The organism is Sorangium sp. So ce296 (assembly GCF_051529605.1).
GTDB lineage: Bacteria > Myxococcota_A > Polyangia > Polyangiales > Polyangiaceae > Sorangium > Sorangium cellulosum_D.
The window spans coordinates 5,618,050-5,643,440 of record NZ_CP150325.1 but is presented as its reverse complement, the minus strand read 5'-3'; the positions used below and the strand labels follow the sequence as shown (position 1 = coordinate 5,643,440).

Annotated in this window: 14 protein-coding genes and 1 tRNA gene; 1 reads left to right on the top strand and 14 read right to left on the bottom strand. The window is 74.6% G+C overall.

Translation table 11 applies throughout. The features are described 5' to 3' along the window. Positions 1–12: 12 nt before the first annotated feature. From WME98_RS20945 to WME98_RS20890, 12 genes are all read right to left on the bottom strand, one after another. Positions 13–1,449, bottom strand: a complete 1,437-nt coding sequence (locus tag WME98_RS20945; RefSeq protein WP_437952879.1) for an efflux RND transporter periplasmic adaptor subunit — start codon at positions 1,447–1,449, stop codon at positions 13–15. Continuing rightward, a complete protein-coding gene (locus WME98_RS20940) occupies positions 1,446–2,639 on the bottom strand; it encodes a TolC family protein (RefSeq protein WP_437952878.1) in 1,194 nt (397 codons plus the stop codon). Before WME98_RS20940 ends, WME98_RS20945 begins: the two co-directional genes overlap by 4 nt. Before the next feature lie 233 nt (positions 2,640–2,872). Then, positions 2,873–3,271 carry a hypothetical protein gene (locus tag WME98_RS20935; RefSeq protein WP_437952877.1) on the bottom strand — a complete coding sequence of 133 codons (399 nt, stop codon included), beginning with the start codon at positions 3,269–3,271 and terminating at the stop codon, positions 2,873–2,875. Positions 3,272–3,447: 176 nt separating this feature from the next. After that, positions 3,448–4,323 (bottom strand): thioredoxin family protein, encoded by an 876-nt coding sequence (locus WME98_RS20930; protein WP_437952876.1) that lies wholly within the window; start codon positions 4,321–4,323, stop codon positions 3,448–3,450. 174 nt (positions 4,324–4,497) lie between these two features. After that, on the bottom strand, positions 4,498–4,749 hold the full coding sequence (locus tag WME98_RS20925) for a hypothetical protein (RefSeq protein ID WP_437952875.1): 252 nt from the start codon (positions 4,747–4,749) through the stop codon (positions 4,498–4,500). A 107-nt stretch (positions 4,750–4,856) separates the two neighbouring features. Then, positions 4,857–5,603 carry a hypothetical protein gene (locus tag WME98_RS20920; RefSeq protein ID WP_437952874.1) on the bottom strand — a complete coding sequence of 249 codons (747 nt, stop codon included), beginning with the start codon at positions 5,601–5,603 and terminating at the stop codon, positions 4,857–4,859. A 46-nt stretch (positions 5,604–5,649) separates the two neighbouring features. Further along, positions 5,650–6,894, bottom strand: coding sequence for a hypothetical protein (locus WME98_RS20915; RefSeq protein WP_437952873.1), 1,245 nt, complete (start codon positions 6,892–6,894; stop codon positions 5,650–5,652). A 346-nt stretch (positions 6,895–7,240) separates the two neighbouring features. Further along, positions 7,241–8,338, bottom strand: a complete 1,098-nt coding sequence (locus WME98_RS20910) for a PEGA domain-containing protein (protein WP_437952872.1) — start codon at positions 8,336–8,338, stop codon at positions 7,241–7,243. A gap of 810 nt (positions 8,339–9,148) precedes the next feature. Then, positions 9,149–9,230 (bottom strand) — tRNA-Leu (locus WME98_RS20905). Between the two features lie 281 nt (positions 9,231–9,511). Then, positions 9,512–10,732, bottom strand: a complete 1,221-nt coding sequence (locus WME98_RS20900; protein WP_437952871.1) for an ATP-binding protein — start codon at positions 10,730–10,732, stop codon at positions 9,512–9,514. Positions 10,733–10,840: 108 nt separating this feature from the next. Further along, positions 10,841–12,613 (bottom strand): carboxypeptidase-like regulatory domain-containing protein, encoded by a 1,773-nt coding sequence (locus tag WME98_RS20895; protein ID WP_437952870.1) that lies wholly within the window; start codon positions 12,611–12,613, stop codon positions 10,841–10,843. A 535-nt stretch (positions 12,614–13,148) separates the two neighbouring features. After that, positions 13,149–18,683: a hypothetical protein gene (locus WME98_RS20890; RefSeq protein ID WP_437952869.1), complete on the bottom strand. Its 5,535-nt coding sequence runs from the start codon at positions 18,681–18,683 to the stop codon at positions 13,149–13,151. A gap of 85 nt (positions 18,684–18,768) precedes the next feature. Between WME98_RS20890 and WME98_RS20885 the strand changes: the two genes are divergently transcribed. After that, a complete protein-coding gene (locus WME98_RS20885; protein WP_437952867.1) occupies positions 18,769–21,126 on the top strand; it encodes a hypothetical protein in 2,358 nt (785 codons plus the stop codon). 119 nt (positions 21,127–21,245) lie between these two features. On the opposite strand, the gene WME98_RS20880 is transcribed toward WME98_RS20885, so the two are convergent. Together WME98_RS20880 and WME98_RS20875 are read right to left on the bottom strand one after the other, a co-directional pair. Further along, complete coding sequence (locus tag WME98_RS20880) at positions 21,246–23,081, bottom strand: S49 family peptidase (RefSeq protein ID WP_437952866.1); 1,836 nt, start codon at positions 23,079–23,081, stop codon at positions 21,246–21,248. Positions 23,082–23,097: 16 nt separating this feature from the next. Then, positions 23,098–25,230, bottom strand: a complete 2,133-nt coding sequence (locus WME98_RS20875; protein WP_437952864.1) for a zinc-ribbon domain-containing protein — start codon at positions 25,228–25,230, stop codon at positions 23,098–23,100. Positions 25,231–25,391 lie beyond the last annotated feature (161 nt).

The window sequence follows — 25,391 nt, the reverse complement described above, 5'->3', positions numbered from 1 at the left end:
CCGCCGCGCTCCTCAGTGCTGGTGGCCGGCCTCGGACTTGCCGAGCTCCGCCTTGAGGATGAAGCTGTTCTTGCCGACGTAGCGCTCGCCGGCGGCGACCCCCGCCAGGATCTCGACGACGGCCGCGCCGCGCTGCGGCTCGGCGCCCTGGGCTCCTGGCTGCGCGTCGGCGCCCTCGGCCCCGAGCCCCGGCGCGCTCGTGCCCCGCCGCCCGACCTTCACCGCGCGGGCCTCGAAGCCGCCGCCCTCCTCGACGAAGACGACCTCCCTGCCCTCGACCCGCTGGATGGCCTCGTCCGAGAGGACGACGGGCGCGGCCGCCTCCTCGACGGCGATGTCGGCGGTCGCGAAGAGCCCGGGGCGCCACGCGGCGCCGGGGCTCTGCAGGACGACGCGGGCCACCGCGGAGCGGTTCTGCTCGTCGACGACCTGCCCGAGGTACGCCACCGAGCCTCGTGCGAGCTGGTCGATGCCCTCGGCCTTGACCCAGGCCGTCTGGCCGACCTGCACGCGGCTGAGGTCCTTGGCGTAGACGGTGACGTTGACCCAGATGGTGGACAGGTCGGCGATGACGAAGACCTGGGTGTCCTCCTTGAGGACCTCGCCGATGGCGATGTGCTTCTCGATGATGGTGCCGTCCATCGGGGCGACCAGCGCGTAGCCGGTGCCCTTGGCCGCGCCGGAGCCGGCGGCGGCGCTGAGCTTCTGGGCGGCGCTCCGGTGCTCGATCCGCGCCTCGGCGACAGCCTGCTTGGCCGCGAGGTACTCCTTTTCGGCCGAGATGCGCTCCTGCCAGAGCGCCTCGTGGCGCGTGAAGCTCGCCTCGGCGAGGGCGAGGCGCTCCTTGGCCGCGAGGAGCTCGCGCTGGAGCTCGGCCAGCTCGCGGCTGTCGAGCACGGCGAGCACCTCGCCGCGCTTCACCGTGTCGCCGAGCTGCTTCTTCACCTCCCGCGCGGTGCCGGGCACCCGCGGGGTGACGTGCGCGATGGCCTCCGCGTTGAGCGCCACCTCGCCGGGGAGCGTGACGGTCGCCGCGACCTTGCCCGGTCCGGCGGTGAGGATCTCCAGCCCGGCGTTCTGGAGCATCGCGGGCGAGAGCTCGAGCCTGCCGCCGGCGTGGGCGTGCGCCTCCTCGTCGTCGCCGTGCGCGTGGTCCTTGTCTTCGCCGTGCGCGTGGCCCTTGTCGTCGCCGTGCTCGTGGTCCTTGTCGTCGCCGTGCGCGCGGCCCTTGCCCTCGTCGTGCTCGTCGCCGTGGGCGTGCCCTCGCTCGCCTTCGCCGTGGTGGTGCCCGTCGCGCTCTCCATGGCCGGCCTCGTGGTCGTGCCCGTGGCGTCGATGCTCGATGAGCACGGTGAGGGCGACGGCCCCGACGAGGAGCGCCAGCACCGCGGCGAGGGTCGCGGCGATCGCCTTCGGCGAGAGCTCGATCTTTCGCTGGGGGGCGCTCATCGGAGGGCCCTCCCCGCGGCGACGAAGAGCTCGATCTTGGCCGCCGCGTGGGCGTGCTCGGCCTCGAGCAGCGCCGCTTCTGCCTCGATGACCTCGCGGCGCACCAGCAGCACGCTCGCGAGATCCTTCTCGCCGAGCTCGTACCCGCGCGCCGAGATCGCGGCCGCCTGCTCCATGAGGGCGGCGGTCGGCGCGAGGGCCTGGAGGGCCTCCTTCGTCGCCCGGTAACGCGCGTAGAGCTGGTGGATCTGGCCCACGGCGCCGGCCCGCGCGGCGTCGGCGTGCGCCCGGGCGACGTCGATCTCGGCGGCGGCCGTCGCGGCGCCGGCCCGGTTGGCGTTGAGGATCGGCAGCGGGACCGCGAGGCCGAGCATGCCGATGTTCGCGCCGTCGTCGCGCTCGACCTGGGCGACGACGTTGACGGTCGGCCACCCGGCCGCGCGCTCTCGCTCGGCCTTGGCGCGGGCGGCGTCGACCGAGGCGTCGGCGGCGCCGACATCGGGGCGCCGCTCCACCTCGCCGAGGATCGACGCGAGCGGCGGCGGCTCGCCGGGAGGCACGAGGGGTCCCTCCACCGGGAGTGCCTGCGCCGCCGGCGAGCGGAGGCCGAGCTGGGCGAGGAGCGCGGCCTTGTCGGCGTCGCGCGCGCCTTCCGCCGCCTTGGCGGCGGCGACGTCGCGCCCTTTCTGGAGCAGCGCCAGGGCGACGTCGACCTCCGGCACCTCGCCCGCCTTGCGCTGCCGCTCCGCCGCGGCGTGGAGCCGCTCTGCGAGGGCGACGCGCGCGCGGGCGAGCTGCACCTGCCGCTCGTCGCGGAGCACGAGGGCGTGCTGGAGCAGGGCGGCGAGCAGGACGCGGCGCCGGCCGTCCTCGGCGCGGATGTCGGCGGCGCGCTGCTCGGCTCTGGCCGTGGCGACGCGCTCGCCTCGCTGGCCGCCGAGCTCGATCGGCCACTCGAGGGACGCCGTCGCGGCCGCCGGCTTGCTTCCGTCGGGGTTGAGCCGGACGCCGCCCATCCCGGTGAGCACGGGGTTCTCGAGCGAGAGCACGCCGGCTGCCGAGGTCGCCGCGCGGGCGACGCCGGCCTCTGCCGTGGCCACGCGCGCGCCCGGCGCCGCGCGGGCGAGGTCGGCGACGCGGGCGCGGCCGAGGGGCGGCTCCGCGGCGAGGACGGCCGCGGGTGAGAACAACGGGGACAGCAGGAGACCAAGGGCAATCGAGGAAACGACGAACGGACGAGGCACGCAGGAGCGAAGCATGGACGGGCAGCCCTCGAGCGCGTGGAGCGCTCGCGCGAAGAACCGCGGTTGAGTCCGGTCAGGAGCGCGCGAGGGGGCCGAGCCCGTGGCGGCGTGGCGCTGGGGCGCTCACGCGCCAAGGGCCGGCGGCCGTGCTCGTGGATGCGATGCCTGACGCGGGCGCCTCAAGCGCGGGGGCGTCGGGGCGGCCGTTCGAGGCGGTAGGTAGGAGAGCGCCCTGGCCTTTCCGGGGGCGACGATCCGGGGATCTCGTAGGCCTCGAGGAGGATGTACGGCAGCACCACCTCGAGGGACAGCGTCATGGGGATGCGGCCGCACGCGCAGTCGCTGCACCCGGGCGGACAGTCGTCGTCGTGCGAGCCGTCCGGCGCCGCGTTCTTTTCACCGTCGTCATGGGAGGACGACGGCTCGAGCATCGGGTGCTCGCACGCGAGCGCCACACCGAGCGCCTGGAAGGTGTGTCCCTGAGCGACGAGGCCGACGACGAGGAACACCGAGAGCGCGGCGCAGATCCAGCGAAGGATCGCGCTGCGGTTACGGTGGGGTCGCCGGACGCGGGACATCCGATGCGAGGGTGGAGGAGGATGGGGCGAGCGTCAAGGAGCGCGCGGGCACAGCCGCGCGCCGGGGCCGAGCTCTCTCCCAGGCAACGTCCACAGCAAGAACGCGATCTCCCGCCCGGGATGTCATGTCTCGTGGCTGAACCGGCGCCCTGCGCCCTCGAGCTGGGGCGACAAACCTATCGAGTGACCGCGACAGCGCTGCTTCCAGGTGGCCGCTCCACGCTCTGGCGGCATCGCCGCTTGCCCCGGACCGCTTCGCCCCCCTGGGCAGAATGCTCGCTCTGGGACGAGCTTTGGCCCGGCAGCGCACCACGGATCCATTTCAGCAGCTCTGGATAGGTGTGATACTTGTCGAGCCGCGCCACCTCATCGCCATCCTTCAGGAGGACCAGCGTCGGGAATGTCGTGATTTCAAACCTATCGATCAGCTCCTGGTGCCGATCGGCGGTCAACCTCCCGACCCGGAGCTCTCCTCGAGGTTCACGCGCCAGCTTCTCCAGCTCGGGCGCCATGAGTTTGCAAGGTGCGCACCAGTGGGTCGTGAAATCCACCAGAACGAGCCCGTGGCTGGTTGCAGCGCCGAAGTTCGACCTTGTGAGGATGGAGACGTGATGCCCCTCCCTCGCCTGGCGGGGCCCTGTGCCCGTCAGATCGCGAACACACTCCAGCAAACCTTCGAGATAGTACCTCCGTAAGTAGATCGCCGGAAAGAGCTCCTCCGGGTTCCCTGTCTGCAACAGCGCGTAGTACTTCCTGTCCGCGGCCTTCTTTTCCTGCTTCCCCACCGAGAGCCCAAACGCCAGCATCCTGGACATCACCTCGCTGTCGCCGTTATTGCAGCGATCGACCGGATGCCCGGGGGCCGCGGAACGGAAAGGAGCGTAAATCTCGGCCTCGAGCAGGTCGAGCCGGTGCAGCTCTTCTCCAAACCGCATCTCTCCGACCACCTCGTCCCTCGCTACGGGATCAGGCTGTCCGTACCGAGCACGCGCGCCGGCAGAGCCGCAGCCTGCCAACGCCAGGAACAAGAGCGCGATTGCCGCCTCTTTCATGGCGCTCAGCCTACGCCTGGCGCTGCTCCGACACGAGAGAGAAAACCTGACGGCGTTTGATCTGCGGCTCAAGCGGTCGCCGGCCGATGGGGAGCAGCGGCCTCGATCCCCCGGTGGTGCGCGCCGACTGCATTGCCGCGCGCACGACCGACATGCGCGAACGGAGGAGCCCGATCACGTTGTTGCGCAGACGAGCCCCTCGCGCGCCTTTTTGCCGCCGTCCAGGAACCAGGTAGCGCCGTCCAGGAACCAGGTAGCGCCGTCCAGGAACCAGGTAGCGCCGTCCAGGAACCAGGTAGCGCCGTCCAGGAACCAGGTAGCGCCGTCCAGGAACCAGGTAGCGCCGTCCAGGAACCAGGTAGCGCCGTCCAGGAACCGGACAGCGCCGTCCAGGAACCGAGAGGGGCCGGCACCACCGATGGACATCGACAGGCCGGTGACGGCCGCGCCGAGGGCGCTCGCGCGCCACCGTTCCCTCCGAGCGCGGCCGGTCGTGGCAATGTCCTCTGCGCGTCGAACCTCTCGACCGCGCGCTACGGGAGCGTCGTGTCCCTCACGGTAAGGCAATGGTTCGTCAGCTCCACGCCCTCGCGCTTGTACACCACGCCGGTCGCCACATCGGTCATCGCGCCAAGACCGAGCTCGCCGTAATCGACCTCGAGCTGAGTCACATAATCCGGAGAACCGTCGCCCTCGGTTGGAACGTCGGTGCTGAATGTGGCGCCCGTGAACAGGTTCTGCAGGTAATAGGTCGCCGTGTCCGGCACCGGCACGCTCGCCCTCTCGACATCGATCAAGGTATCGTGGTTGACCAGCACAGCGTCATCAGAAAAAATGTCGTCCTGGAGCGCAAGTTGCTCGGCTCGCTCGAGGCCGATGGCTCGAGAGATCTTGTTGTCCGGCCAGCTGGCCAGCAAGAAGAAGCTCGTCGTGTAGCGCTCTTCGCAACCGAAGCCCACCTCCTCGGCGGACAGCGCCACGGACCAGTAGCGGCGGTCCGACTCGCTCCGCACGAGTTCCCAACCTCTGAGCGTGCCAGCGGGCATGTCCCATGCGACGAACACGATGCGCTCGAGCCGCGGCGGCCCGAGCGGGGGCCAGTAGAGCTCGGGGAGCCAGATGTCGTCCTTGCACAGGAGACCACGCTCCCAAAGGCCCGAAGCCAACCTGTGATCGTTCCTGCTGTGCCCGGCTCGCGCGAGCAGTTCGGCGACGTCCACGGGGACCGGGGGGTGATCGCCCGCGTCGTCGCCGCAGGAGACCGCCGCGAGCGCGACCATCGCGATTCCAACGAGCATCGACCGCTGCATCCGTTCCTCCTTCGGCTCACTGGGGAAAGCCGGCCACGTCGATGGCCAACCCATCGTCGCCGGCGGACCCAGCGACGCTTGGATTCGCCCCTAGCCCGCCCTTGCCACCCGTTCCCGACTTGAGCTCAGCCTCCGTCACCACCGGGAGCGAGGCTCCAACCATGGCGACGGCGATCGAGGGCCCGCCCTGCCCTCCGCCGCCGTGCCCGCCGTTGCCTCCTTTGCCGCCGTCGCCGCCGGAGCATCCGAAGGGTGAGCCGCCAGAGCCCTGCCCGCCGGGCGCCCCGAGCCCGGGTGCCCCGCCGATCTGGAAGACACCGCCATGGCCGCCGTCGCCGCCTCGCGCGGCTGTGACCCCGGTGCCGTGGAGCTCCACGCGCGCGTTCAGGATCACGAGGCCGACGCTCGCGCCCCCATGGCCACCGCCGTGCCCGCCGCGCCCGCCGCAGCCTCCCGAGCCGCCGGAGCCACCGCCCGCGCCGCCGGCCTTACGCGCGGTGCCGCAGAACATCGCGCCGGCCCGCGTCCCGCCCCCCCCACCACCCCCCTGCCCGGGGAACCCGTCGCCGCCGTCGCCGCCGTTCACCCCGAGGTAATCCCCTCGCGAGCTGAACGCGCCCAGCCCGCGTGCACCCAGCCCGTGCGCGCCGTCAGGACCGTTCGCGCCAGTTTGCCCGGCCAAGCAATCGTCGGTGCGGGTCGCCCCCTGGCCACCGAGGCCGAAGCCGCTGGGGTTCGGGATCGGCATCAGCTCGCCGTCGCCGCCAGGCGCTCCGTGGTCGACCGTTCCATCCCCGCCTCGGGCCCCGATCGAGTCCCCTAGCTCACAGCCGATCTGCACCACCTGGTCACCGCCGGGCACGACGTCGCCGGTACACGCGTCCTGCCCGAACCGTCCGTGGCGCCCCGCCTCGGCCGGCTCGTTCTTCGGAGCGCCAGGCGCACCGTCGCGGCCCCGCGCGCCATCACCCGCGACCAGCTCGCCGCGGCGCAGGGTGATCGCGGCGCCCTCCAGCACGATCGCCGCGATCGAGGAGCCGCCCGGCGTCGTGGCCGGCGCCGCCCGTGCCTCCAGATCGAAGATCGTCGCCGTTGCATTGGCTTCGAACGTGAGCGGTGTTTCGTTCGGCCCGGGTTCGATCACGGTGTTGCTCTCTCCGCCACCGTGACGCCACCCCCGATCGCACTCGAACCCACCCCAGATCTCCAGGGTCCCGCGGACGCGCACGGCCTCGTAGAAATGTTCGGCACAGGCATGCACCCTCGGACGCCTCTGTGGCTCCTGGGCCAAGAGCTCGATGGCCCTGGCGATCGTCTTGACGGGAGCTTCACGCGTTCCCCGTTTCCGATCGTGGCCAAGGCTCGAGCTGACGAAGACGCCGCACTCGTCCGTAGCAACGAGGCCCCCCTGGGGTTCGTCGGGACAAGGCGGTTCCTTGTCGGGCAGCTCCTCCTCGGCCGGCGGCTCACAGCGCAGGCGAGGCCCACAGGGGACCTCCGCGCACCCGGTCCCGAAGGCGCAGGAGGCCAGCATCAGGACCACGGCCTCCGCGAAGGCAGAGCGCCACGAACGCGCGCGCTGGATGGATCGCGGCATCGCAGTCACCTCACCACACCCCGTTGACCGACACGCCGGCCCGATCGCCGGCGATCACCGGCGCCACACGCACAGGCGGCCGGCGCCGCTCTATCCCATGAATGATGAACGAGCCGATCGTCGCGGCAGCGACGACACCCGCGCCGATGAAGAAGCCCGTCGCGACGTCCCGGCCCACCTCGTGCGCATCGTACAAATCGTTGATCTCAGCGCATGCCAGGGCGTTCTCGGGCGACGGCGACGCGCAGATCGAGCGGCTGTTGCCGTTGTTCCGCAGGAGCCGCGCGGCGCGCCGCTCCGCCTCTTCGGCGTACTGCGCCGCGAGAACCGAGGCGACGAGACCTCCCGTGAGGCCGAGCGCGGTCACGCCGATCCCGCACAGCCGCTGCGCGCCCGCCATTCCATCGAACGGCCCAGGCGGAGCCGGTTGGGCCGGCGGCTCGAGCGGGGGCTTGGCCACGGCCTCTTTGGGGGTCGCGGGCCGGATCGAAGCCCGCGCGGGCGCCGGGGCCTCCTTGGGCTCCTCGACGAACCGGAGCGCGACCTTGATCGCCTTCCCCTTCTCCACCTGGACGGTCTGCTCGGCATCGAGGAAGCCGGGGAGCGTGGCCCTGATTGTGTGCGTGCCGGGCTCGACGTACGTATAGCCGGACTTCGACGCGTCCCTGCCCCGGACCTCCCCGCCGATCGTCACCAGCGCGCCCGGATGGCTCAGGTCGAAGTCGATCTGGCCCACCTCGCGCCGGGCTCTCTCAAGGCCGTCCGTGTAACTGCGCCGCTGCGCGGCGGTTCCCGCCCCGGGATCCTCCAGGCATCTATCGATGGCCATCGCGGCGTCGACGTGCCGCCGGAGGGCGAGCAGCGCCATTCCCCATTCGCAGCGAGCCCTGCCGCCTGCGCCGAGCTTGTACGCGAGGTAATAGGCCTCTTCTGCCCGCTCCCATCGTCCCTGGTTGCGGGCGACGTCTCCCACGCGGATCAGCGCCTGGACATCGACGCTGGGCTTGCCTTCCGCCTTCGCCGCAGGCCCGCCCTCGTCGAGCCGAGGTGGGTCGGCGCGGCTTGGCTCGGCGACAGCCAGGCTCGCGGCTAGAAACGATAGCGCCACGAAGCAAGATGGCGCGATCTCAGCCTGCGACAAGCATTCTCGGCAGATGCACATACGCGTGGCTCACGTCGCGCCATCGAGGGAAGCTGCCGCCGTGCTGGCTTGCCCAGCGCGGCGTCGTTTCGTCTGTCGCGCATAGCACCCTGTCGTGGCGCGGCGGTCAAGCGTCCGTCGTCTCCATCGCGCGCCGCCTCTTCCGCGAAAGCATTCCGGTCGAGCGCCAGAAATTCTCTGGCGAAGATGGCTCAATCGACCGTGGCGCGCTCGTCGTCGGCGCCGAGATCAACCAACGAGTCGAGGACATCGCGCGCAGGCTGACGCCCATCTCCGATGCATCGCAGCCCGCGGCGACGTCTCTGCGAATGTGCGGCGAGCGAGATGACTGCCGATTCTCGTCGGCAATCGCACGAAGATGCCGAACACGACCGGACCGCGCCAGGGCAGCCGAAATGGCACGTCGGGGCCCCGAGCGAGGAGCCCTGAAGCGCTCTCAAGCTCGCTCTCCCGTGCATGCTCCGCGCGCACTCGCGTGAAGTCCGCCCAGAACAGGCGTTCTGGTCCTGTCGCACGCTCCCGGAGCTCCCCTCCCCCACGGCGGGTGCAGCTCGCGTGCGTCGCGCTGGGCACAGACGAGCGCTCAGCAGCGCGGCGTCAGGGAAGGCCGGCGAGCTTCAGACGCGATCTCCAAAACCGCGCGGCCCCCGCGACGCGGGATGGCCGCCGCTGGCACTGCACACCAGCTGATGGGAACCCGCTCAGCCAGGTGCGCACAAGGATTGGAGAACGATGCGTCGAGAGAGAGAGACAGAGTGCGAAGGGGGGGACTTGAACCCCCACGGTGTTACCCGCTAGCACCTCAAGCTAGTGCGTCTGCCAATTCCGCCACCTTCGCGAGTGGGTCGCGGGACGGAACCTACCCAGCTGGCCAGGGAAGTCAAGCTAATCCTCTCGAAGTCGTCACACGGCCGGCGCGGCACCCAGGCAGCTCTCTGGCCGGCGTGGCGGCCGCGCGGCCTCGACCGATCGTCCGCTGCGGCGCCGCGCGGCCGGGACGCATCCGCGCCGGCCGACCAGGAGCAGCCCCCGGAGCGCGCCCTCACCCCACGGAAGCGCCGCGCGAGCCCCCGCGCCGCGCCTCCAGACGCCGCGCCAGCCTCCGCGCCGCCCCTCCCGTCAGCGGACGAGCGCCTCGACGATCTCGCGGATCTCGAACGGCTTGCGCACCCACGACACCCCGGAGTTCGGCGGGAGGGGCGCCGCGACGGCGCTGCCGGACATCACCACGAGCCGCACGTCGGGGTTGGCGCTGCGCACCGCGGAGACGGTGCCGAGGACATCCTGCGCGATCGGCGAGATGTCGAGCAGCGCCGCATGGAACGGGCCGGACGCGAGCGCGCCCGGGAGCTCCACCGCGCTCTGCACGCTGACGATGCTCGCCCCGCGCGCCGTGAGCGCCGTGTCGAGCAGATCCACCACCGCGTCGTCGTCCTCGACCACCAGGATCCTCACGCCCTCGAGGACCGCCCCGGGGAGCGGCGACGTCGTGCTGCGCGGCGCAGGCGGCGCCTCGTCGGCATCCCCTTCCCCGGCCTCCGCCTCCCCAGCCTCCCCGTCGTTGCCGGGCGCGCTGCCCGCGAGCGCGGGCGCGGAGCCCTCGATCGGCCAGCGCAGCTCGAAGCGGGCGCCCTCGTCCGAAGGGACGAGCGCGAGCGCGCCGCCCGCGGAGCTCGCCAGCGCCGCAGAGTGGCGCAGGCCGATGCCCGCCCCGCCAGGACGCGTCGACACGCCGGAGCTCAGCAGCGTCGCGCGCCGCGACGGCGGCACCCCAGGCCCCTGATCCGCGACGCCGACGATCACCGCCGCGCCGTCCAGCCTGGCATCCACGCGCACCGCAGAGCCGCGCGGCGAGAGCGCGACCGCGTTGAGCAAGAGGTTCGTCAAGATCTGCACCACCGCGGCGCCGTTGCTCACGCAAGCCCGCGCGACGTCGGGATCGATCTCGGCGCGGAGCGCGATCGACGAGCGGCGCGCCTCGGGCTCGAGCCCGGTCACCGCGTCGTCGATGACATCGGCGAGCAGCCGCGTCGGCTCGCCCAGCGGCGTCGACGCGACCTCGCCGTCGCCGGCCGGACGCCCCTCGGCGTCCGCGCCGATCGCCCGCCGGATCAGGCGGCGGGCGTCGCGCGCCCGCGACACGGCGACGCCGAGCGCGCGGCTCAGCTCAGCGCCGCGATCGGCCTGGGCCCGCTCGATGCAGCCAACGATCACCGTCAGCGCGTTGGAGACCTCGTGCAGCGCGACGGCGAGCTCCTGCGCCGACGGCAGGGACGCGCTCGCGCGCTCCTCCTCGGTACGCTGCCCCGGTTCGCCGCGCAGAGGTGGCGCGAGGGTCAAGCCATCCTCTGTTGAAGGCTCCGATGTCCCACCGCGCGTCGGCTGCGCCACGGGCGCTAGCCTATCTCGCTCTGCGCTGAGCTGGTACCGCCCTTTTTCGCTCCGACTTCACCGGGACGTCGATGGGGGGAGCGGCAGGACGTAGGAGCCGTCGGCCTCCGACCGGGTCTCGCCGATCTGGATGACCCCCGTCACCGTCCCCTGCGCGGTCTTCCTCTCGACCGGCAGCCAGGCCACGACCGCGGCGTCGGCGAGCCGGTCGCCCGACGACGCGTCGCGGACCACGCCCTGGAGCACGGCCGGGTACGACATGGCGAGCTCCAGATCGATGACCGCGGCGTCGGTCGGAGGGACCACCAGGCGCGGCCGCACGAGCCACGGGTAGGCGGAGCCCGGCGTCGGCCGGACCGAGAAGTCGAACTCCCCGGGGTCGACGCCGATGGAGAACGCGCCGTTGCGCAGGACCCCGGACGCCTGCCGGGGCAGCAGCGGCTCCGGGTTGAGCACCTGGTTGAGGTAGTTCGTGGCGTCGCCGAGGGAGGGGACCGCGACCACGCTCGCGCCGTCCATCAGCTCGCCCGCGGGCCCCTGGACACGGCCGCGCAGCGCCCCGGCCTCCGGGATGAGGATCGACTGGCCGCAGTAACAGTCGTCGCCGGCGGCGAACCTGAGCGACTGCCTGGCCCTCGCCTTGGTGGTGTCGTTGATCGGCTGCGCGAAGACGACGTACTCGCCGGGCGGGAGGTCGGCCCGGAAGAGGCCGCTCGCGTCGGTCTCGGTGTCGAGCTTGTACGCGGCGGTCGGGGCCTGGTCGATGGTCGCGCTCTGGATGCGGACGGCGGAGAGCACCGGGTTGCCGCTCGCGTCGAGCGTCCGGCCCTCCACGCGGCGCGCCGCCGCGTCGAGCTGGAGCAGCGAGAGGGTCAGGTTCGCCGTGGACCCGTGGAGCGCTATCGCGGCGAGCTCCCAGTAGACCGTGGGCCGCGGCTCGCCGTCCTTGGGCCGCAGCCGGATGAGCGGGCTCTTCTGGCTCTTCTCCCTGTCGGTCCAGTAGAACTTCACGCTGAACTCGACCCGCGCTGCGGTCCCCGGCGGGCTGGGCTCGCCTTGCTCGAGGACGCCGACCTGCGAGATGACGCTGCCGGTCAGCGGGTCGACGACGTCGAGCTTCCACCCGTCGACGCTCAGGCCCGCCGGCACCTGCAGGCTGCCTTGAAGCACCGCGGGAGCCTCGGCGTTGACGCCGAGCGTCCACTGCTCGGGCACCTGCTGGTTCGGCAGGAAGATCGGCGGGGGGAGGTCGCCGCTGCAGCGGCTGTGCGGCTGCGGTACCAGGTAGAGGTGATAGCTCCCGGGGGGGATCGCGAGCTGGAACCGGTGGCCACCGGAGCCGTTCGGCTCCGAGATCGCCGCGTAGCTCTGGGCGGGCAAGCCCAGCAGGGGTGCGATGCGCCGGAACTCGGCCTTCACCGGGAAGTCCCCGCCGGTGAGGTCGCCGCAGTAGGAGCCGCCGAGGCGCAACGTGACCGTGACGCGCGCGGGCGGGGGGATCCGGAGATCGAGGGAATGCACCTGCCCGCCGGCGTCGTCCGGGGGGAAGATGCTGCCGGCGTCGACATCGAGGAGATGAGAGACCTCCGCGCTCACCTCGCGCGAGACGCGCGGCCGGATCTCCAGGAGGAGCCCGTCGAGGTGCGCGCTGGTCGAGACGCACGCGCGGTGCCCGTCGACCTCCGCGCAGGTCGCCCCCGGGCCGCACTCGACCGACCGGTCGCAGGCGTTCGTGGGGCCCGCGGCCGCGTCCTCGAGGGGGATGCTGCACGCCACCGAGGCCGGCAGGCAGGCGAACAGCAGGGCGCGCACGGCGGGTCGCGGGCTCACGGCGCCCTCCTCGCCGAGAGCGCGGCGCGCTCGGCGCAGCGCGCGCGCGGTCGCGGCGCCGTGGGAGCGCGCGGCGGCGCCGGAAGGACGCTGGCGACCGGAAGCCGCCGAGCCGAGGAGGGGAACGCGCGCGGCCCGAACGGGTCCGCACCCGAGCAGGCGCAGGAAAAAATCACGCTGGAAAGAGAAGGCGATGTTCGTGCCAACGCGCCGCCGGCGTTCCGGGCAACGCGAGGCGTGCGTGCCGCGCGTGCCGTGCGTGCCGTGCGTGCCGTCGACGGAGCAGCGCGCGGCGTGCATCCTGCCCGCTGGGCGGCGCGCAACGGGCGGCGAGGCTGTGACAGCGCTGTCGCGTTGAGACAGACGCACCGAGGTGACCAGGCCGCAAACGTCGCAGCGGGGTGAAGCGTGGGCGTGCACACGGGAGACCTCGGATGGACGGGGTGCAACAGGGGCGCTGCCGGCGCCGCGGGGCGCGCGGTCGGGCGCGGAGGACACGGCGGCGAAGGCTGCAGCGCGGCGGCGGCAACGACGCCTACGTGCCAGCGCGGAAGCGCGAGCTGCCCGTGTCGACCCGCCGGAGTGAGGGCACCGTACCGGGCTGCCATCGCGCTTCGGCGTACTCCATCCGCGTCGCGAGGCGTACGAGATCGGCGACCTCCGGGTGCGCCGCGCACGCGGCGGCGAGCCCCTCGGGCTGGGAGAGCGGGACGGCCAGCTCGAGGCCGCGCTCCTTGAGGGTCGCGCGCACCGCGGTGGCGAGGTTGCCCGCGGCGAAGAGGCCGGCGCGGCGCATCGCGGTGCGGGTCGTCTTGACGGCCGCCTCGTAGGTCATCTTGCTGGCGCTGTCGCAGATCTCGCGGAGGCGGCGCTCGGCGCGCGGAGGGATGAGCTGCCAGAGGTTCTGCTCCAGCCGCACCACGGCCGGGTTGCCGCGCGTGCTGTGCGCGGTCGCCTCCAGCGGGCCGAAGGCGGCGACGACCGCGGAGAGGAGCGTGCGGAGCTCGTCCTCGGTGCTGGTGTTCACGAGGACGTAGTCGGGCATGGCGCCGGCCAGGTGAGCGCCGAGCAGGTAGCGCAGCTCGGGGCTGTCCTCGCGGATCTCGCCCCGCAGGAGCACGGCCGGCGGGTTGACCCGGATGACCTGGCCCTCGGGCGACGGGGGCGCAGGCGACGGCGCGCGCTGGTGGAAGAGCGCGGTGCGCAGGAGACCCAGGTGACCGGCCACGGCGCCGTAGAGCTCCCCGAGCACGGTCGGCGAGGTCGGCTGGACCCGCTCGGAGGCGACGAGCCCGGACTGGCCCGCGTCGCGGCGGTAGAGGCCGGTCTCCCAGACGAGCGCGAGCGCCTCGTTGACCGGAGACTCCAGGTCGCGGAAGAGCAGGGCGCTCACGAGCTCCGGCGCGTCGCGCTGCGCGGCGAGGAGCGGGGGCAGGACGGCGCCGTCGCCGCGCCGGTCGGACGGCTCGTCGCCCTCGAAGGCGCGCAGCACGTGCTCGATGGCGCGGGCGTAGGTCATGTTCTTGTCGGCGATCGCGGCCGCCTGCAGGCGCTCGAGGGCGCCCCGATCGCCGAGCCGCAGGTGGGCCTGCATCCGGCGGACCGCCAGCGCCTCGCGGGAGCGATCGTCGCGCGGGGCGAAGCTCTTCATGAGCCGCTCGCCCGCCTCGTACGAGCCGGCGGCGAGCTCGCGGAAGAGCGCGGCCTCCTCGAAGCTCTCGGCCGCGGACGGCGGCCACGTGGTGAGGAGCCGCGTCGCGGAGGAGGGCGGCTGGAGCGACACCGGGGCGGAGACCGGCGGCGAGGCGTGCTGCGCGCCGGCGCTGGCGCGGCCCGAGGCGGCGCCGCTGCGCGCGGCGTTGCCCTCCGCGGCCCCGGAGGGCGACGCCCCCGCGGGCGGGGCGACCGCCGGCCCCTCGAGCAGGTCGTCGTCCGACAGCGCGGGAGAGCTGGCCCGCGATGCGTCGGCCGCGATCAGCGACTCGTCGAGCGGGTCGTTGAGCTCGACCAGATCGATGTTCGGATTGCCGGAAGCCGGCGCGGCGCCGCTCGACGGCGCGCGGCTGCTCGCGGGCGCGACGCCGCTCGACGGCGCGCGGCTGCTCGCGGGCGCGGCGCCGCTCGACGGCGCGCGGCTGCTCGCGGGCGCGACGCCGCTCGACGGCGCGCGGCTGCTCGCGGGCGCGGCGCCGCTCGACGGCGCGCGGCTGCTCGCGGGCGCGGCGCCGACCGACGGCGCGCGGCTGCTCGCGGGCGCGGCGCCGCCGGCCGACGGGGCTGGACCGCCGGGCTGCGCCTCGGGCGCCGCCGGGGCAGGCTCCGTGACGACGACCCGGGCCGGTCCGGCGTGAGGCACTTCCTCGGGCGGCAAGGTCGCCCGCTCGCTGGCCAGCTCGGCGTTCAGCTCGGCGATCTTCAACCCGAGCGAGCGATCCGAGCCCGCCAGCACCGTGGCCTGCGCGAGGATCTGCGCCGCGCGCTCCGGATCGCTCGACGCGTGCAGGCGCGCGAGCTGCGTCAGCGCGCGCGCCCGGTCGATCCCCGAGCTCTGCGCGACGAGCTCCTCGAGGGCCTTGCGGGCGGCCTCGGGCTCGCCCCGGGAAGCCGTGAGCTCCAGCTGGCGCCGCAGCGCCAGCGCGCGCGTCTCCGGCTCCGCCGCGGCCTCCTCGAGCAGGCGCGCCGCCGTCTCGAGCTCGCCGGCGTTCTGCGCGGTCTCGGCGGCGGCGAGCGCGACGCGGCCGCGCGCGCGCATGCCCTGGAGATCGCCGCCGAGCGCGCGCTCGAACAGCGGGAGGGCGGCGGAGAAGTTCCGCTTCAGCGCGAGGCGCTCCGCCATGCCGAGCGCGACGAGCGTGCTCGGGCCGACCTCGGCGTGGCGCCGGGTCAGCTCGCGCATGCCCGCGCCGTGGCCCTGGATGACGTCGAGCGTCTCGGCCAGGAGGAACGCGTGCAGATCGACGTGCGCGGGGCGCAGGCGCGGCGCGATGCGGCCGAGCTCCTCGACCGCGGCCTGCGCGTCGCGCGGCGTCCCGGTCCCGCGCAGGCGATACTCGATGCGGCGCGCCTCGAGGACGGCGTCGGGCGACTCCGGGGCGAGCTTCACGGCGCGGCGAGCGCGCTCGAGGGCCGTGGCGTCGTCGCCGAGCATCGAGGTGGCGCGCGCCGCCTCGACGAGCAGCTGCGCGCGCCGCTCGGGGGCGTCGCGCGACGCGCTGGCGAGCTGATCGAGCGCCGCGGCGAGCGCGTGGCCGTCGCCCTCCCGGCGGGCGATCTCGACGCGGAGCTCGATCACGGCCTCGCGCGGCGCGATGCGCGCGACGCTCTCCAGGGTGTCCTTCGCGGACTCGACGTCCCCGCCGCCGAGGTAGCTGCTGCACGCGCGGAGGTTGTACTCGGCCCGCTCGTCGGTGGTCGTCGCGAGATCGCCCAGCCTGCACCAGAGCGGGGCGGCGCGGAGCGGCGTCCCGAGCCGCTCGTAGATGTCCGCGAGGAACCGGAGCGCGCTCACGTCGTCCGGCGACGCCGCGAGCAGGGCCTCGAGCTCGGCGCACGCCTCGTCGAGGAGGCCGAGGCGCTGCTCGAGCAGGGCAGCGCGCCGGAGCCGCAGCGCGCGCCGCGTGTCCGGCAGCGGGGCCGCCTCGATGCGGCGCGCGAGGAGGGCGGCGACGGCGGCGTGATCGCCGCGATCGCTCGCGTCCTGCTCGACGACCTCGAGGGCGTGCAGGTCGGTGAGGTCCAGCCGGGCGATCGCCTCGAAGAGCGCCACCGCGGTGCCGCGATCGCCGAGCTCCTGGGCGAGCGGCGCGAGCTCGCGCAGCACGAGCAGCCGCTCCTCGTCGCTGGAGGCGGCGCCCTGGAGGCGCGTGAGCACGTCGAAGAGCTGCCGGCGATCGTCGCCGCGCCGGGCGAGCCGGATGAGCTCGTCGAGGTGCGCCTTGTCGAACGGGGTCTTCTGCGCGGCCTCGAGGAGGAGCTCCAGCGCGCCGTGGAGATCGCCGCCCGCGGCGAGGATGCCGGCGAGCTCGCGCGTCATCTCGAGGCGGGCGGCGCCCGTCACGTCCACGCGCGAGAGCTCGGCCTGGAGGAGCGCCAAGAGATCGCCGCCGCGCTCCTCGGCCGCGTACAGCCGCCGCAGCTGGGCGACGATCCCGGCGCGCGCCTCGCCCTGGAGCTGGCCGCCGGCGAGCGCCCGCTCGATGGCGACGATGGCCTCGGCGCGCTGGCCCTCGCGCTCGTGCTTGTCGGCGAGGTGCAGCAGCGCCTCGAGGCGCCGCGCGACCGGCAGGGCGTCGTCCAGAGAGCGCTTCAGCCCCTCGTCGCCGCTGGCCTCGACCGCCGCCTCGGCCTCGTAGGCGAGCACGTCGTCCTCGGGCGCGCGGCGGGCCGCCTCCACGAGCAGCGCCGCCGCGACCGGCGGCACGTTGAGCGCGCCCGCGAGCTTGCTCGCCCACCTGAGCAGGCCGGGGCCGACGCTCGAGTGCGGCCTCATCGCGGCGGCGTACACGGCCGCGATGAGGTGCGACGCCGGCTCCGTCTGCCGGGCGAGCTGGCCGACGATGTCGAGCAGCGTCTGGAACTCGTCGACGTCGCCGTCGGCGAGCATCGCGCGCTCGATCGCGGCGAGCGCGAGCGCGGGGGCGTCGAGGACCTCGACGGCGATGCGCGCCATCGCGAGCCCCGCGCGAGCCCCGTCGGGCCCCTCGAGCTTCGCGATGCTGGCCTTGACAGCGCGATCGAAGCGGATGGCCTCGACCTCCGGCTGCCCGTTGAACGCGACGAGGTCGCGGATCGCCGCGCCCACGTCCTCGACGATCGCCGGATCCGGGCGCACGACCATCGCGCGGAGCAGGATGTCGAGGCGCAGCCGGAGGCCCTCCTCGGTGCGGCCGGTGAGGGCCGCGGCGCGCTTCAGCCACGCGTTGCGCGACGCCGGATCGGCGGTCGCGGCCACCCGCTCGAGCGCGCGCACGGCCTCCGAGGGCTCGCCGGCGTGCTCGGCGAGCCGCGCGAGCAGCACGTACGAGGTGCCCTCGGTGGGCACCGCCTCGAAGCTGGCCACGGCGTGCGAGAGCGCGAGCTCGAAGGCGCCGCGTCGCTCCAGCTGCCGCGCGGCGCGGTAATGGGCGGCGCGGCGGCCGTAGCAGCCCAGGGCCGCGTCGGCGAGCAGCCGGTAGGTCTTGTCGAGGACGGCGACGCCGCCGTCGGCGTCGGCCGACTTCTCGACGAGCGCGACGGCGTCGGCGCGGAGCGGATCGAGCTCGATCGCGCTCGCCGCCGCGGCGAGCGCCCGCTCGGGCAGGCCGTGCTCGTGCGCGAGGTTGGCGGCCTCGATCAGCAGGCTGGCGCGCCGGCGCCGCTCGGGTCCGACGTCGCCCGACCACGCGCTCTCCTCGGCGGCGGGCTGCGCTCCCCCGTCGCCCCGCGCCTCGGCGGCCCGGGCGACGATCGCGTCGATCGCGGCCTCGACGCCCGCGAACTCGCACATGTCGCGCGCGTAGCGCTCGGTCCCGCCGCTCGGCGCGACCTCGCTCGCCCGGAAGAAGGCGGTCTCGGCGCCGCGATGATCCTCCGCCAGGTCCCAGAGCAGGCTCCCGAGCTCGCGCCACGCGGCCGCCGCCTCCGCCGCGGCGTCGCCGCCCTGCGCGGTGAACGCCCGGGCCTTCGCGTCGGCCAGCGCGATGGCGCCGTCGGAGCTCAGCCCCTTGGAGAGCAGCGACGCCTCGATGCGCTGGACCCGCGCGAGGACCTCGTGGGGGTCGGCCTCTTCCGCGGCGGCGCGCGCGAGCTCCTGCGCCGCACCGTCGGGGTCGCCGCCGTCGAGGCGACAGTCGGCGAGCATGAACATGAGCTCCGTGGCGTGCGACGCCGTGATCTCCACGGCCAGCCACCGCTCGAGCACGGTCACGGCGAGGTGCGGATCGCCGGCGCGGCGCGCGAGCTCCAGGAGCCGCTCGCGCAGGAGCGGGTTCTGCGGGCCGAAGACGTCGAGCGATCGGCGCGCGAGCGCCGTGCCGCGCTCGGGGTCGAGGTCGTAGAGCGCGTGCAGCGCGCTCGCCAGCGGGGCCGCCATCTCGCCGAGCGGCTTCGGCTGCGCCAGGATCCACGCGAGCGCGTCCGAGAGCCGGGCCGCGTCGCCGGCGACCGCGGCGCGGCGGATGAGCTCCGTGGTCGCCTGGGGGGGACCCGGGCCGGAGCGCGAGCCACCGCTGGGTCCACGCGAGCGCGAGCGGCAGCTCTCCCAGCGCCTCCAGCGCCCTCGCGAGGCCGTCGCAGAGCGCGCCGCGCGGGAACACCGTGGTGATGGAGCGCTCGATCGCGGCGGCGACCGCGCGGTCGACCTCGAACGGAGGCGCCTCGCCCGCCTCGGCGGCGGCGGAGAGCTCCGCCGTGAGGATCGACGCGAGCGTGGCCACGGCGCGCGTGCTCGACGGATCGGCCTCGCAGGCGAGCACCGCGACCTCGCGCGCGAGCGGCGCGGCGCGCACCCGCTCGTAGAGCGCCGCGGCGACCGCGAGCAGCACCGCGCGCAGCGCCGGCCAGACCGGCGCGGCGAGCTGCACGATCGCGTCGGCGCGCTCCCGCAGGCGCCCGGCCCGCGTGGCCAGCACGAGCGCAGCGCTGGCGGCGCCGCGGTGCCCCGGCGCCTCGCCGAGCAGCGGCGACACCTCGTCGAGCGCGCGGGCGTCCTGGCCCTGCCGCCGGGCGATCGCCGACAGGAGGAGCCGGGCGCGCACCAGCTCGACCCGCGTCAGCGCGGACGCGCGGATCGCCTCGGATCTCACGGAGCGCGCGCCGTCGCCCTCCGGGGACGGCGGCCGCGCCGCGTCGGCCAGCCGCGCGCGCAGCAGGGCGTCGAGCGCGGCGCCGCCCCCGGTCCGCCGGCTCACCCGATCGAGCGCCAGCAGGCAGCCGCGGTCGGTCGGCAGCGCCCGGGCGAGCCCCACGAGCGCCTCCTCGTAGGCAGCGCGCTCGTCCGGGCGGCCGCGGTAGATCACGACGAGCCGGCGGAGCGCGTCGATCCGCCCCTCGGCCGTGTCCGCGCCGCGGAGCGCGCGCTGCGCCGCGGCGAGCGCCTCGTCCTGCGCCTTGAGCCGCTCGGCGATCCGCTCGAGGCCCGCCGCGGAGCGCTCGGGGTCGCCGCCGGCGCGCTTCAGCGCCTCGAACGCCCACCGCGCGAGGCCGGGGTCGCCAATCTTCTCCTCCGCGAGGCGCGCGAGCTCCGCGAGCGCGTCGATGCGCGCCGCCGCGTCGTCCCTCGCCCGCGCGTCCGAGCCCTCGCCGATGCGGATGAGCGCCTCGACGAGGGGCGCCATGTCGTGCAAGGTCGCCGCGTGCTCGCGCAGCGCCGAGCGCGCCGCCGCGTTGCTGGAGTCGCTCGCCGCGGCCTCGATCCAGGCCTCGACGGCGCGATCGGGGCTCGCGAGCGGGCCGGCGTAGAGCCGCGCGAGCGCCGCGTACGCCTCGGCCCTCGGCGCCCCGGCCCGCTGCTCGGCCCTGATCTCGAGCCGCGCGGCCACGAGCTCGTAGAGCCCTGCTTGCTCGAGCACCTCGTCGATCGCGCGGGCGGCGTCGCCGTCGACCTCCCCGTCGAGGCCCGCGTCGAGCACGCAGCCGACCGCGCGCGCCCAGTCGCCCTCGCTCGTCGCGCCCTTGAGCCGGTGGCCGTGGACCTCCGTCGCGCGCTGCAGCGCGGGCGGGCCGGCCGACGCGCCCTCGCCGCTGGACGCCCGCGCCGCGAGCGCTTCGGCGTGCGCCCGGAGCACCTCGTCGGCGGCGCCGTGCCGGCTGCGCACGAACAGCGCGGCGGCCATGGCCTTGGCGGCCATGTCGTCGTGGGGGGCGATCTCGAAGGCGCGCAGGCGGTCCTCGAACGCCGCCTCCCGCTCGCGCGCCGCTTCGCGCCGCTTGGCCGCCTCCAGGTACGCCTTCGCCGCGGCGGCGGGGAACACCTCCTCCGACGCCCAGGCGGCGATCGTGCCGAGCAGCTCGCTCGCCATCGCGTCGTCCGGGGCCAGCTCGCTCGCCTCTTCGAGCGCGTCGACCGCGCCCGCGACGTCGCTGGCGCGCGCCAGGAGCACGGCGATCTTGACCAGCATCCGCGCCGTCGCGCCGGGCGGCTGCGCGTCGTCGCGGAGGCCGCGCAGCGCCGCTGCGGCCAGGGCCGGCTCGCCCAGCCCGGCCAGCCAGCCGGCCAGCTCGCTCCTCATCGCGGCGTCGTCGCCCAGCGAGAGCGCCCTCCGGGCCAGCGCCGCCGCCCGATCGAGCTCGACGCCGCGCGCGGCGAGGATCCTCGCGAGGGCGAGGGCCGCCTCGCGCTCTCCTTGCGCGTCGCCGGCGGCGCGGCGCTCGTCCACGCGCGCGCGCCAGTAGGCTTCCTCAGCGCGCGGGCCGCGGTGGCGCGACACCGGCGCGACGGCCCGGCTCCCTCCGATGAGCAGCTGCCCCGCGGAGGCGGGCCCCGCTGGCTCCATCAGCTCCGGCGAATGCAGCGACCTCCGCGCGCCCGACGCTGATGCTGCCCGTTCCGGAGGTGAAGAGCTCATTTCGGCGACCCGCTTCGGGTATGCTGAACCCGAACAGCCTAACAGAACGACCGTGGTACAAGGCCAGTCTTCCGGTGCGATCTCGCGCCTTACCTGAGCGTCACCGCGAACGGTAGCACCGTGAGCGCCCTCTCTCCGGCCAGGAGCGGCGCCATGGAGGCCGCGAAGGTCCCGATCTCCGGCGCGACGCCGAGCCACTCGGGCAGCAGGGCGCCCGCCATCGCCTCCCGCGCGCGCTCCTTCAGCGCGGCGCGGTCCGGGGCCCGCGCGGCGTCCTCGCCGGTCTCGTCTCCGGCGGCCAGGAGCTCGAGCAGGCCTCCATCGTCCTGCTCGATCTCGACCGGCGCGTCCTCGGGCAGCTCCGCCAGCTCGCGCGCGAGCGCGATCGCCCGCTCCAGCCCGCCGAGCTCATCGACGAGCGAGCGCTCCTGGGCCTCGACCCCGCCGAAGATCCGCCCCTCCGCCGACGGCGCGATCGTCTCCAGCGGGAGGTTCCGCCCCGCCGTGATGCGCTTCAGGAACAGATCGTAGACCGCCTCCATGCTGGCGAGCACGCGGGCGCGGGTGGGCTCGTCCCAGGGCGTGAGCGCCGACATGTACGCGGCGCGCGCCGCCCGCGTCGGATCCGGGTTGGCCGCGACGGTCTCCGCGTTGATCCCGATGTCCGCGAGCGCCTTCCCCACGGCGAACTTGCCGCCCACGACGCCGATCGAGCCGATGATGCTCGTCGGCTCGGCGAGGATCTTGGTGCCGGCGCAGGCCAGGTAATAGCCGCCGCTCGCCGCCATGCCGCCGATCGAGACGACCAGCGGCTTCTCCTCCCGCAGCCGCATCAGCTTCTGCCAGAGCAGATCCGACGCCAGCGCGGACCCGCCGGGCGAATCGATCCGGAGCACGACCGCCTTCGCGCTCGTGTCCTTCGTCAGGCGCGTGATGATCCGCCCGAGCTCGCGCTCGCCGATCCCGTCCGACGAGCCGAGCGGCATCCCGCTGGCGGTCATGGTGATGCCGCCGATCGCCGGCACGACCGCCACGTGCGGCGCGCCCAGCGTGCTCGCCCCCGAGATCGAGCGGAACACGTCCACGAGGCTCCGCGAGAGGCTCGGGTCGCGCGGGGCGCCGCCGAACCGCGGCACCGAGAGCTCGGTGCCGGCGAGCTTCTTCGCGTCCTCGAGCGCGGCCTCGACGTCGCCGAGCTCGTCCACGAGCCCCCGCGCCTTCGCCTCCTCCGGGGCGAACGGGCCGTCCTCGACGGCCTCGCGGAGCTCCTGCTTGCCGCGCCCCTCCACGATGCCCGAGAGCCACGCCTCGCGGAGCCCGCCCAGCGCCGACTGGAGCGACTGACGCGCCTCGGGGCTCGCCCCCTCGCGCGTGAACGGCTCGCTCGCGCCCTTGAACTTCCCCACCTGGAGGAAGTCGACGTCCACGTTGAGCCTGTCGAGCAGCCCCTTCGCGAACATGAGCTGCGCCGCGATCCCCACCGTGTCGACCTGCCCGGCCGGGCTCAGCCACAGCTTGCTGCAGGCGGCGGCCGCCAGCAGCATCGTCGCGTTGTTGTACTCGTCCGCGTGACACACGACCGGTCGCCCCGCCTTGCGGACGTCGCCGAGGATCCGGCCGATCTCGTGGGCGCGCGCGAAGGCGAGGCGCGCGCTCCCGAGCCGCACGAGGACGCCCTTCGCGCGCTCGGCCTCGGCGAGCTCCCGCAACGACCGCACGAGCTGCGCATGGGTCCTGCCGCTCGGCGGGCCGAAGAGCGACGCCGACGCGCTCTCGGGGAGCCCGCGCGAGAGATCGATCTCGATGACCGCCGGCTCGTCGAGGCGCCCGCCGGCCGGGGCCGGCAGCGGCGCCGCCCGCTCCCTGCCGGTGCACCCCGCCATCGACGCCGCCGCCGCGAGCGCGCCCGCACCGAGCCACCGCATCCGTCGAGCTCGGCGCTTACTCATGCTTGATCCCGGGCAGATCGGAGGTGTCGATCACAGGCGCCGTCGTGCTCGGCGAGGCGGTCGGCGGCGGGTGTACGCCGGGGAGGTCGCTCGTATCGATCGTCCCCCCCGGGGCGACGTAGTCGTCCGGCACGCGGCCGTCGTCCGGCTCCCGGCGAACGCGCCCCGGCGCGGCCGGAGAGCTCGGACCGGGAGCGCCCGCCGCCGGAGAGCTCGGGACGGGAGCGCCCGCCGCAGAGCTCTCCGGGCGCGCGCTCGAGGCCGGCTCGGCGCCGCCGCTCGGCTTGTCGTGCTCGTCCGGCGCCTTCTCGACGCGGTCGATGAAGGCCCGGAGCGGGCGCGCGAGCAGGTGCGGCGGGCTCATGGCGAGCAGGCGGTCGTTCTCGACGCGCGCGGCCGCGAGATCGCCGGACCGCGCGAGCGCATAGACGAGGAGCGCCCGCGCCCGCCCGGGGATCTGCTCGACGCTCGCCGCCGCCCGGAGCCGCTTGACGACCGTGGCCCAGCTCGGCTGAGCCTCCGCGAGATCGAGCGCGGCCAGCGTGAGCGAGTTCTCGGGTTGCGCGCTCTCGGCCGAGATCGAGGCGACGAGCTGCCGCGCCGCGGCGAGGTCCCCCTGCACCCGGAGCAGATCGATCGCGGCGCGGCTCACCTCTGGATCCGCCGGCGCGACGCGCCGCGCGTGATCGACCGCCTTGCGGGCGCGATCGATCGCGCTCTTGAGCTCGTGCCGCATCGTGTCCAGATCCGGATCGCCCTCGGCGAGCAGCTGCAGCCGCAGCCACCGCATGTCCGCGTTCACCGTCTCGACCCGGGCCAGCGCCGCGGCGACGCGCGGATCGTCCTCGGCGAGCGCGCTCGCCTTGACGAGCTTGTCCCTCGCGGTCTCGAGATCTCCCTCGGTCAGGCTCCGCTCGCCGTCGGCGAGCAGGGTCGCGACGCGATCGTCGCTCGTCGCCGGACGGGCCTGGACGGCCGGCTTGAAGTACCTCGGCCCGAGCGTCGCGACGCTCACCACCGCGAGACCGACGACGACGAGCCCGACGATCCACCGCGCGATCCCGGTCCTCTTCATCGGCAGCGAGGTGATCCGCGTGTCGCCGTCGCCGTCGTCGGCGTAGGAGGGGCCGCCGTCCGGGTCGGCGGGCGACACCAGCGGCATCGCCCCCGCCCTCCGCCCCGCGCGATCCTCGGCCGCCGCGCGCGGCGACCCGCGCCTCGCCACGGGGCCCTCGTCTCCCTGGCCGTCGGCCGAAGCAGGAGCGGCCGCGCGGTCGGCGCGCGGCGGCGGGGCGCTGTTCGGGATCCGCAGCGGGCCGAGCCCGGAGGCCCGCCCCAGCGCTTCACCGCCGGCTTCGGCCCCCGGCTTGACGCTGCCCGGGCGCGCCTCGGCGACCCCGGCGCCGCGGAGCGTCCGCGGCTCTTGCCGGCGCGCGGGGTGCGCGTCCGGCAGCGGCGGCGCCTCTTCCGGCGGCACCACGACCCCGGGCAGCGCGCTCGGCTTGAGCATCGCCCGCGCCGGAGCGCTGGCCTCGGGCTCGAAGGCGGCGGGCAGCGTCGCGCGGCGCGGCGAGGGGCGCTCCTTGGCGGACTGGACCTCCCGCACGTCGCGCACCACCGTCTCGTCGTCGTGGATCGACCCGGGACCCGCCTCCGCGCTGGGCTCTGCGCGCGGGAGCGGGATCGCGACCGAGACCTCGGTCTGCACAGGCGCCGGGCCGCCGAGCCCTGGAGGCGTCAGCGACCTCGAGCGGCTGGGCATCGGCGACGGCCCGCCGATGCCCAGCGCGGTCCCGGCCATGACCATGCTCCCCGGGCCCTTGAAGAACGGCTCCAGCTCCGCGATCGATCCGAGCCGCCGCGGCCGCGCGTTCCCGCGCGAGATCACGTCGTCGCGGGTGACGTGGCCCTGAGAGATCGCCGCCTGGAGCTCCCGGAGCATCCTGAACTCGAGCTCCCGGCCGCCGAGGGTGCGCACGAGCCACTTCTCGGGGAGGGCGCCGTCGGTGCGGCGCACCTTGAACTGGTAGCCGCAGTTCGTGCACTTGACCGTCGTACCGCGCTCCGACACGAGGGCGTCGTCGAACTCGTACTCGGTGCTGCAACGCTCGCAGGTGACATCCATCGGCTCGACCGGTCCCCGTGTCCTCGCGAACGGCTGGCCCACAGGCGCGAGCCTGCCGGGATCCCTCATTCGGAGGTGGCCGCCCGGAACTCGGCGGAACGGTAGCACGGGTTCCCCTGCATGCCCCAAGCGGTCCGCGCCGCGCCGCGCCATCCGGTCCG

Excerpts from the sequence above, each read along its gene's own strand:
- WME98_RS20945 (WP_437952879.1), bottom strand. The coding sequence starts at position 1,449 with ATGAGCGCCCCCCAGCGAAAGATCGAGCTCTCGCCGAAGGCGATCGCC.
- WME98_RS20930 (WP_437952876.1), bottom strand. The coding sequence starts at position 4,323 with ATGAAAGAGGCGGCAATCGCGCTCTTGTTCCTGGCGTTGGCAGGCTGC.
- WME98_RS20935 (WP_437952877.1), bottom strand. The coding sequence starts at position 3,271 with ATGTCCCGCGTCCGGCGACCCCACCGTAACCGCAGCGCGATCCTTCGC.
- WME98_RS20875 (WP_437952864.1), bottom strand. The coding sequence starts at position 25,230 with ATGGATGTCACCTGCGAGCGTTGCAGCACCGAGTACGAGTTCGACGAC.
- WME98_RS20885 (WP_437952867.1), top strand. The coding sequence starts at position 18,769 with ATGAGCTCCGTGGTCGCCTGGGGGGGACCCGGGCCGGAGCGCGAGCCA.
- WME98_RS20880 (WP_437952866.1), bottom strand. The coding sequence starts at position 23,081 with ATGCGGTGGCTCGGTGCGGGCGCGCTCGCGGCGGCGGCGTCGATGGCG.
- WME98_RS20890 (WP_437952869.1), bottom strand. The coding sequence starts at position 18,683 with ATGGCGGCCCCGCTGGCGAGCGCGCTGCACGCGCTCTACGACCTCGAC.
- WME98_RS20925 (WP_437952875.1), bottom strand. The coding sequence starts at position 4,749 with ATGTCCATCGGTGGTGCCGGCCCCTCTCGGTTCCTGGACGGCGCTGTC.
- WME98_RS20920 (WP_437952874.1), bottom strand. The coding sequence starts at position 5,603 with ATGGTCGCGCTCGCGGCGGTCTCCTGCGGCGACGACGCGGGCGATCAC.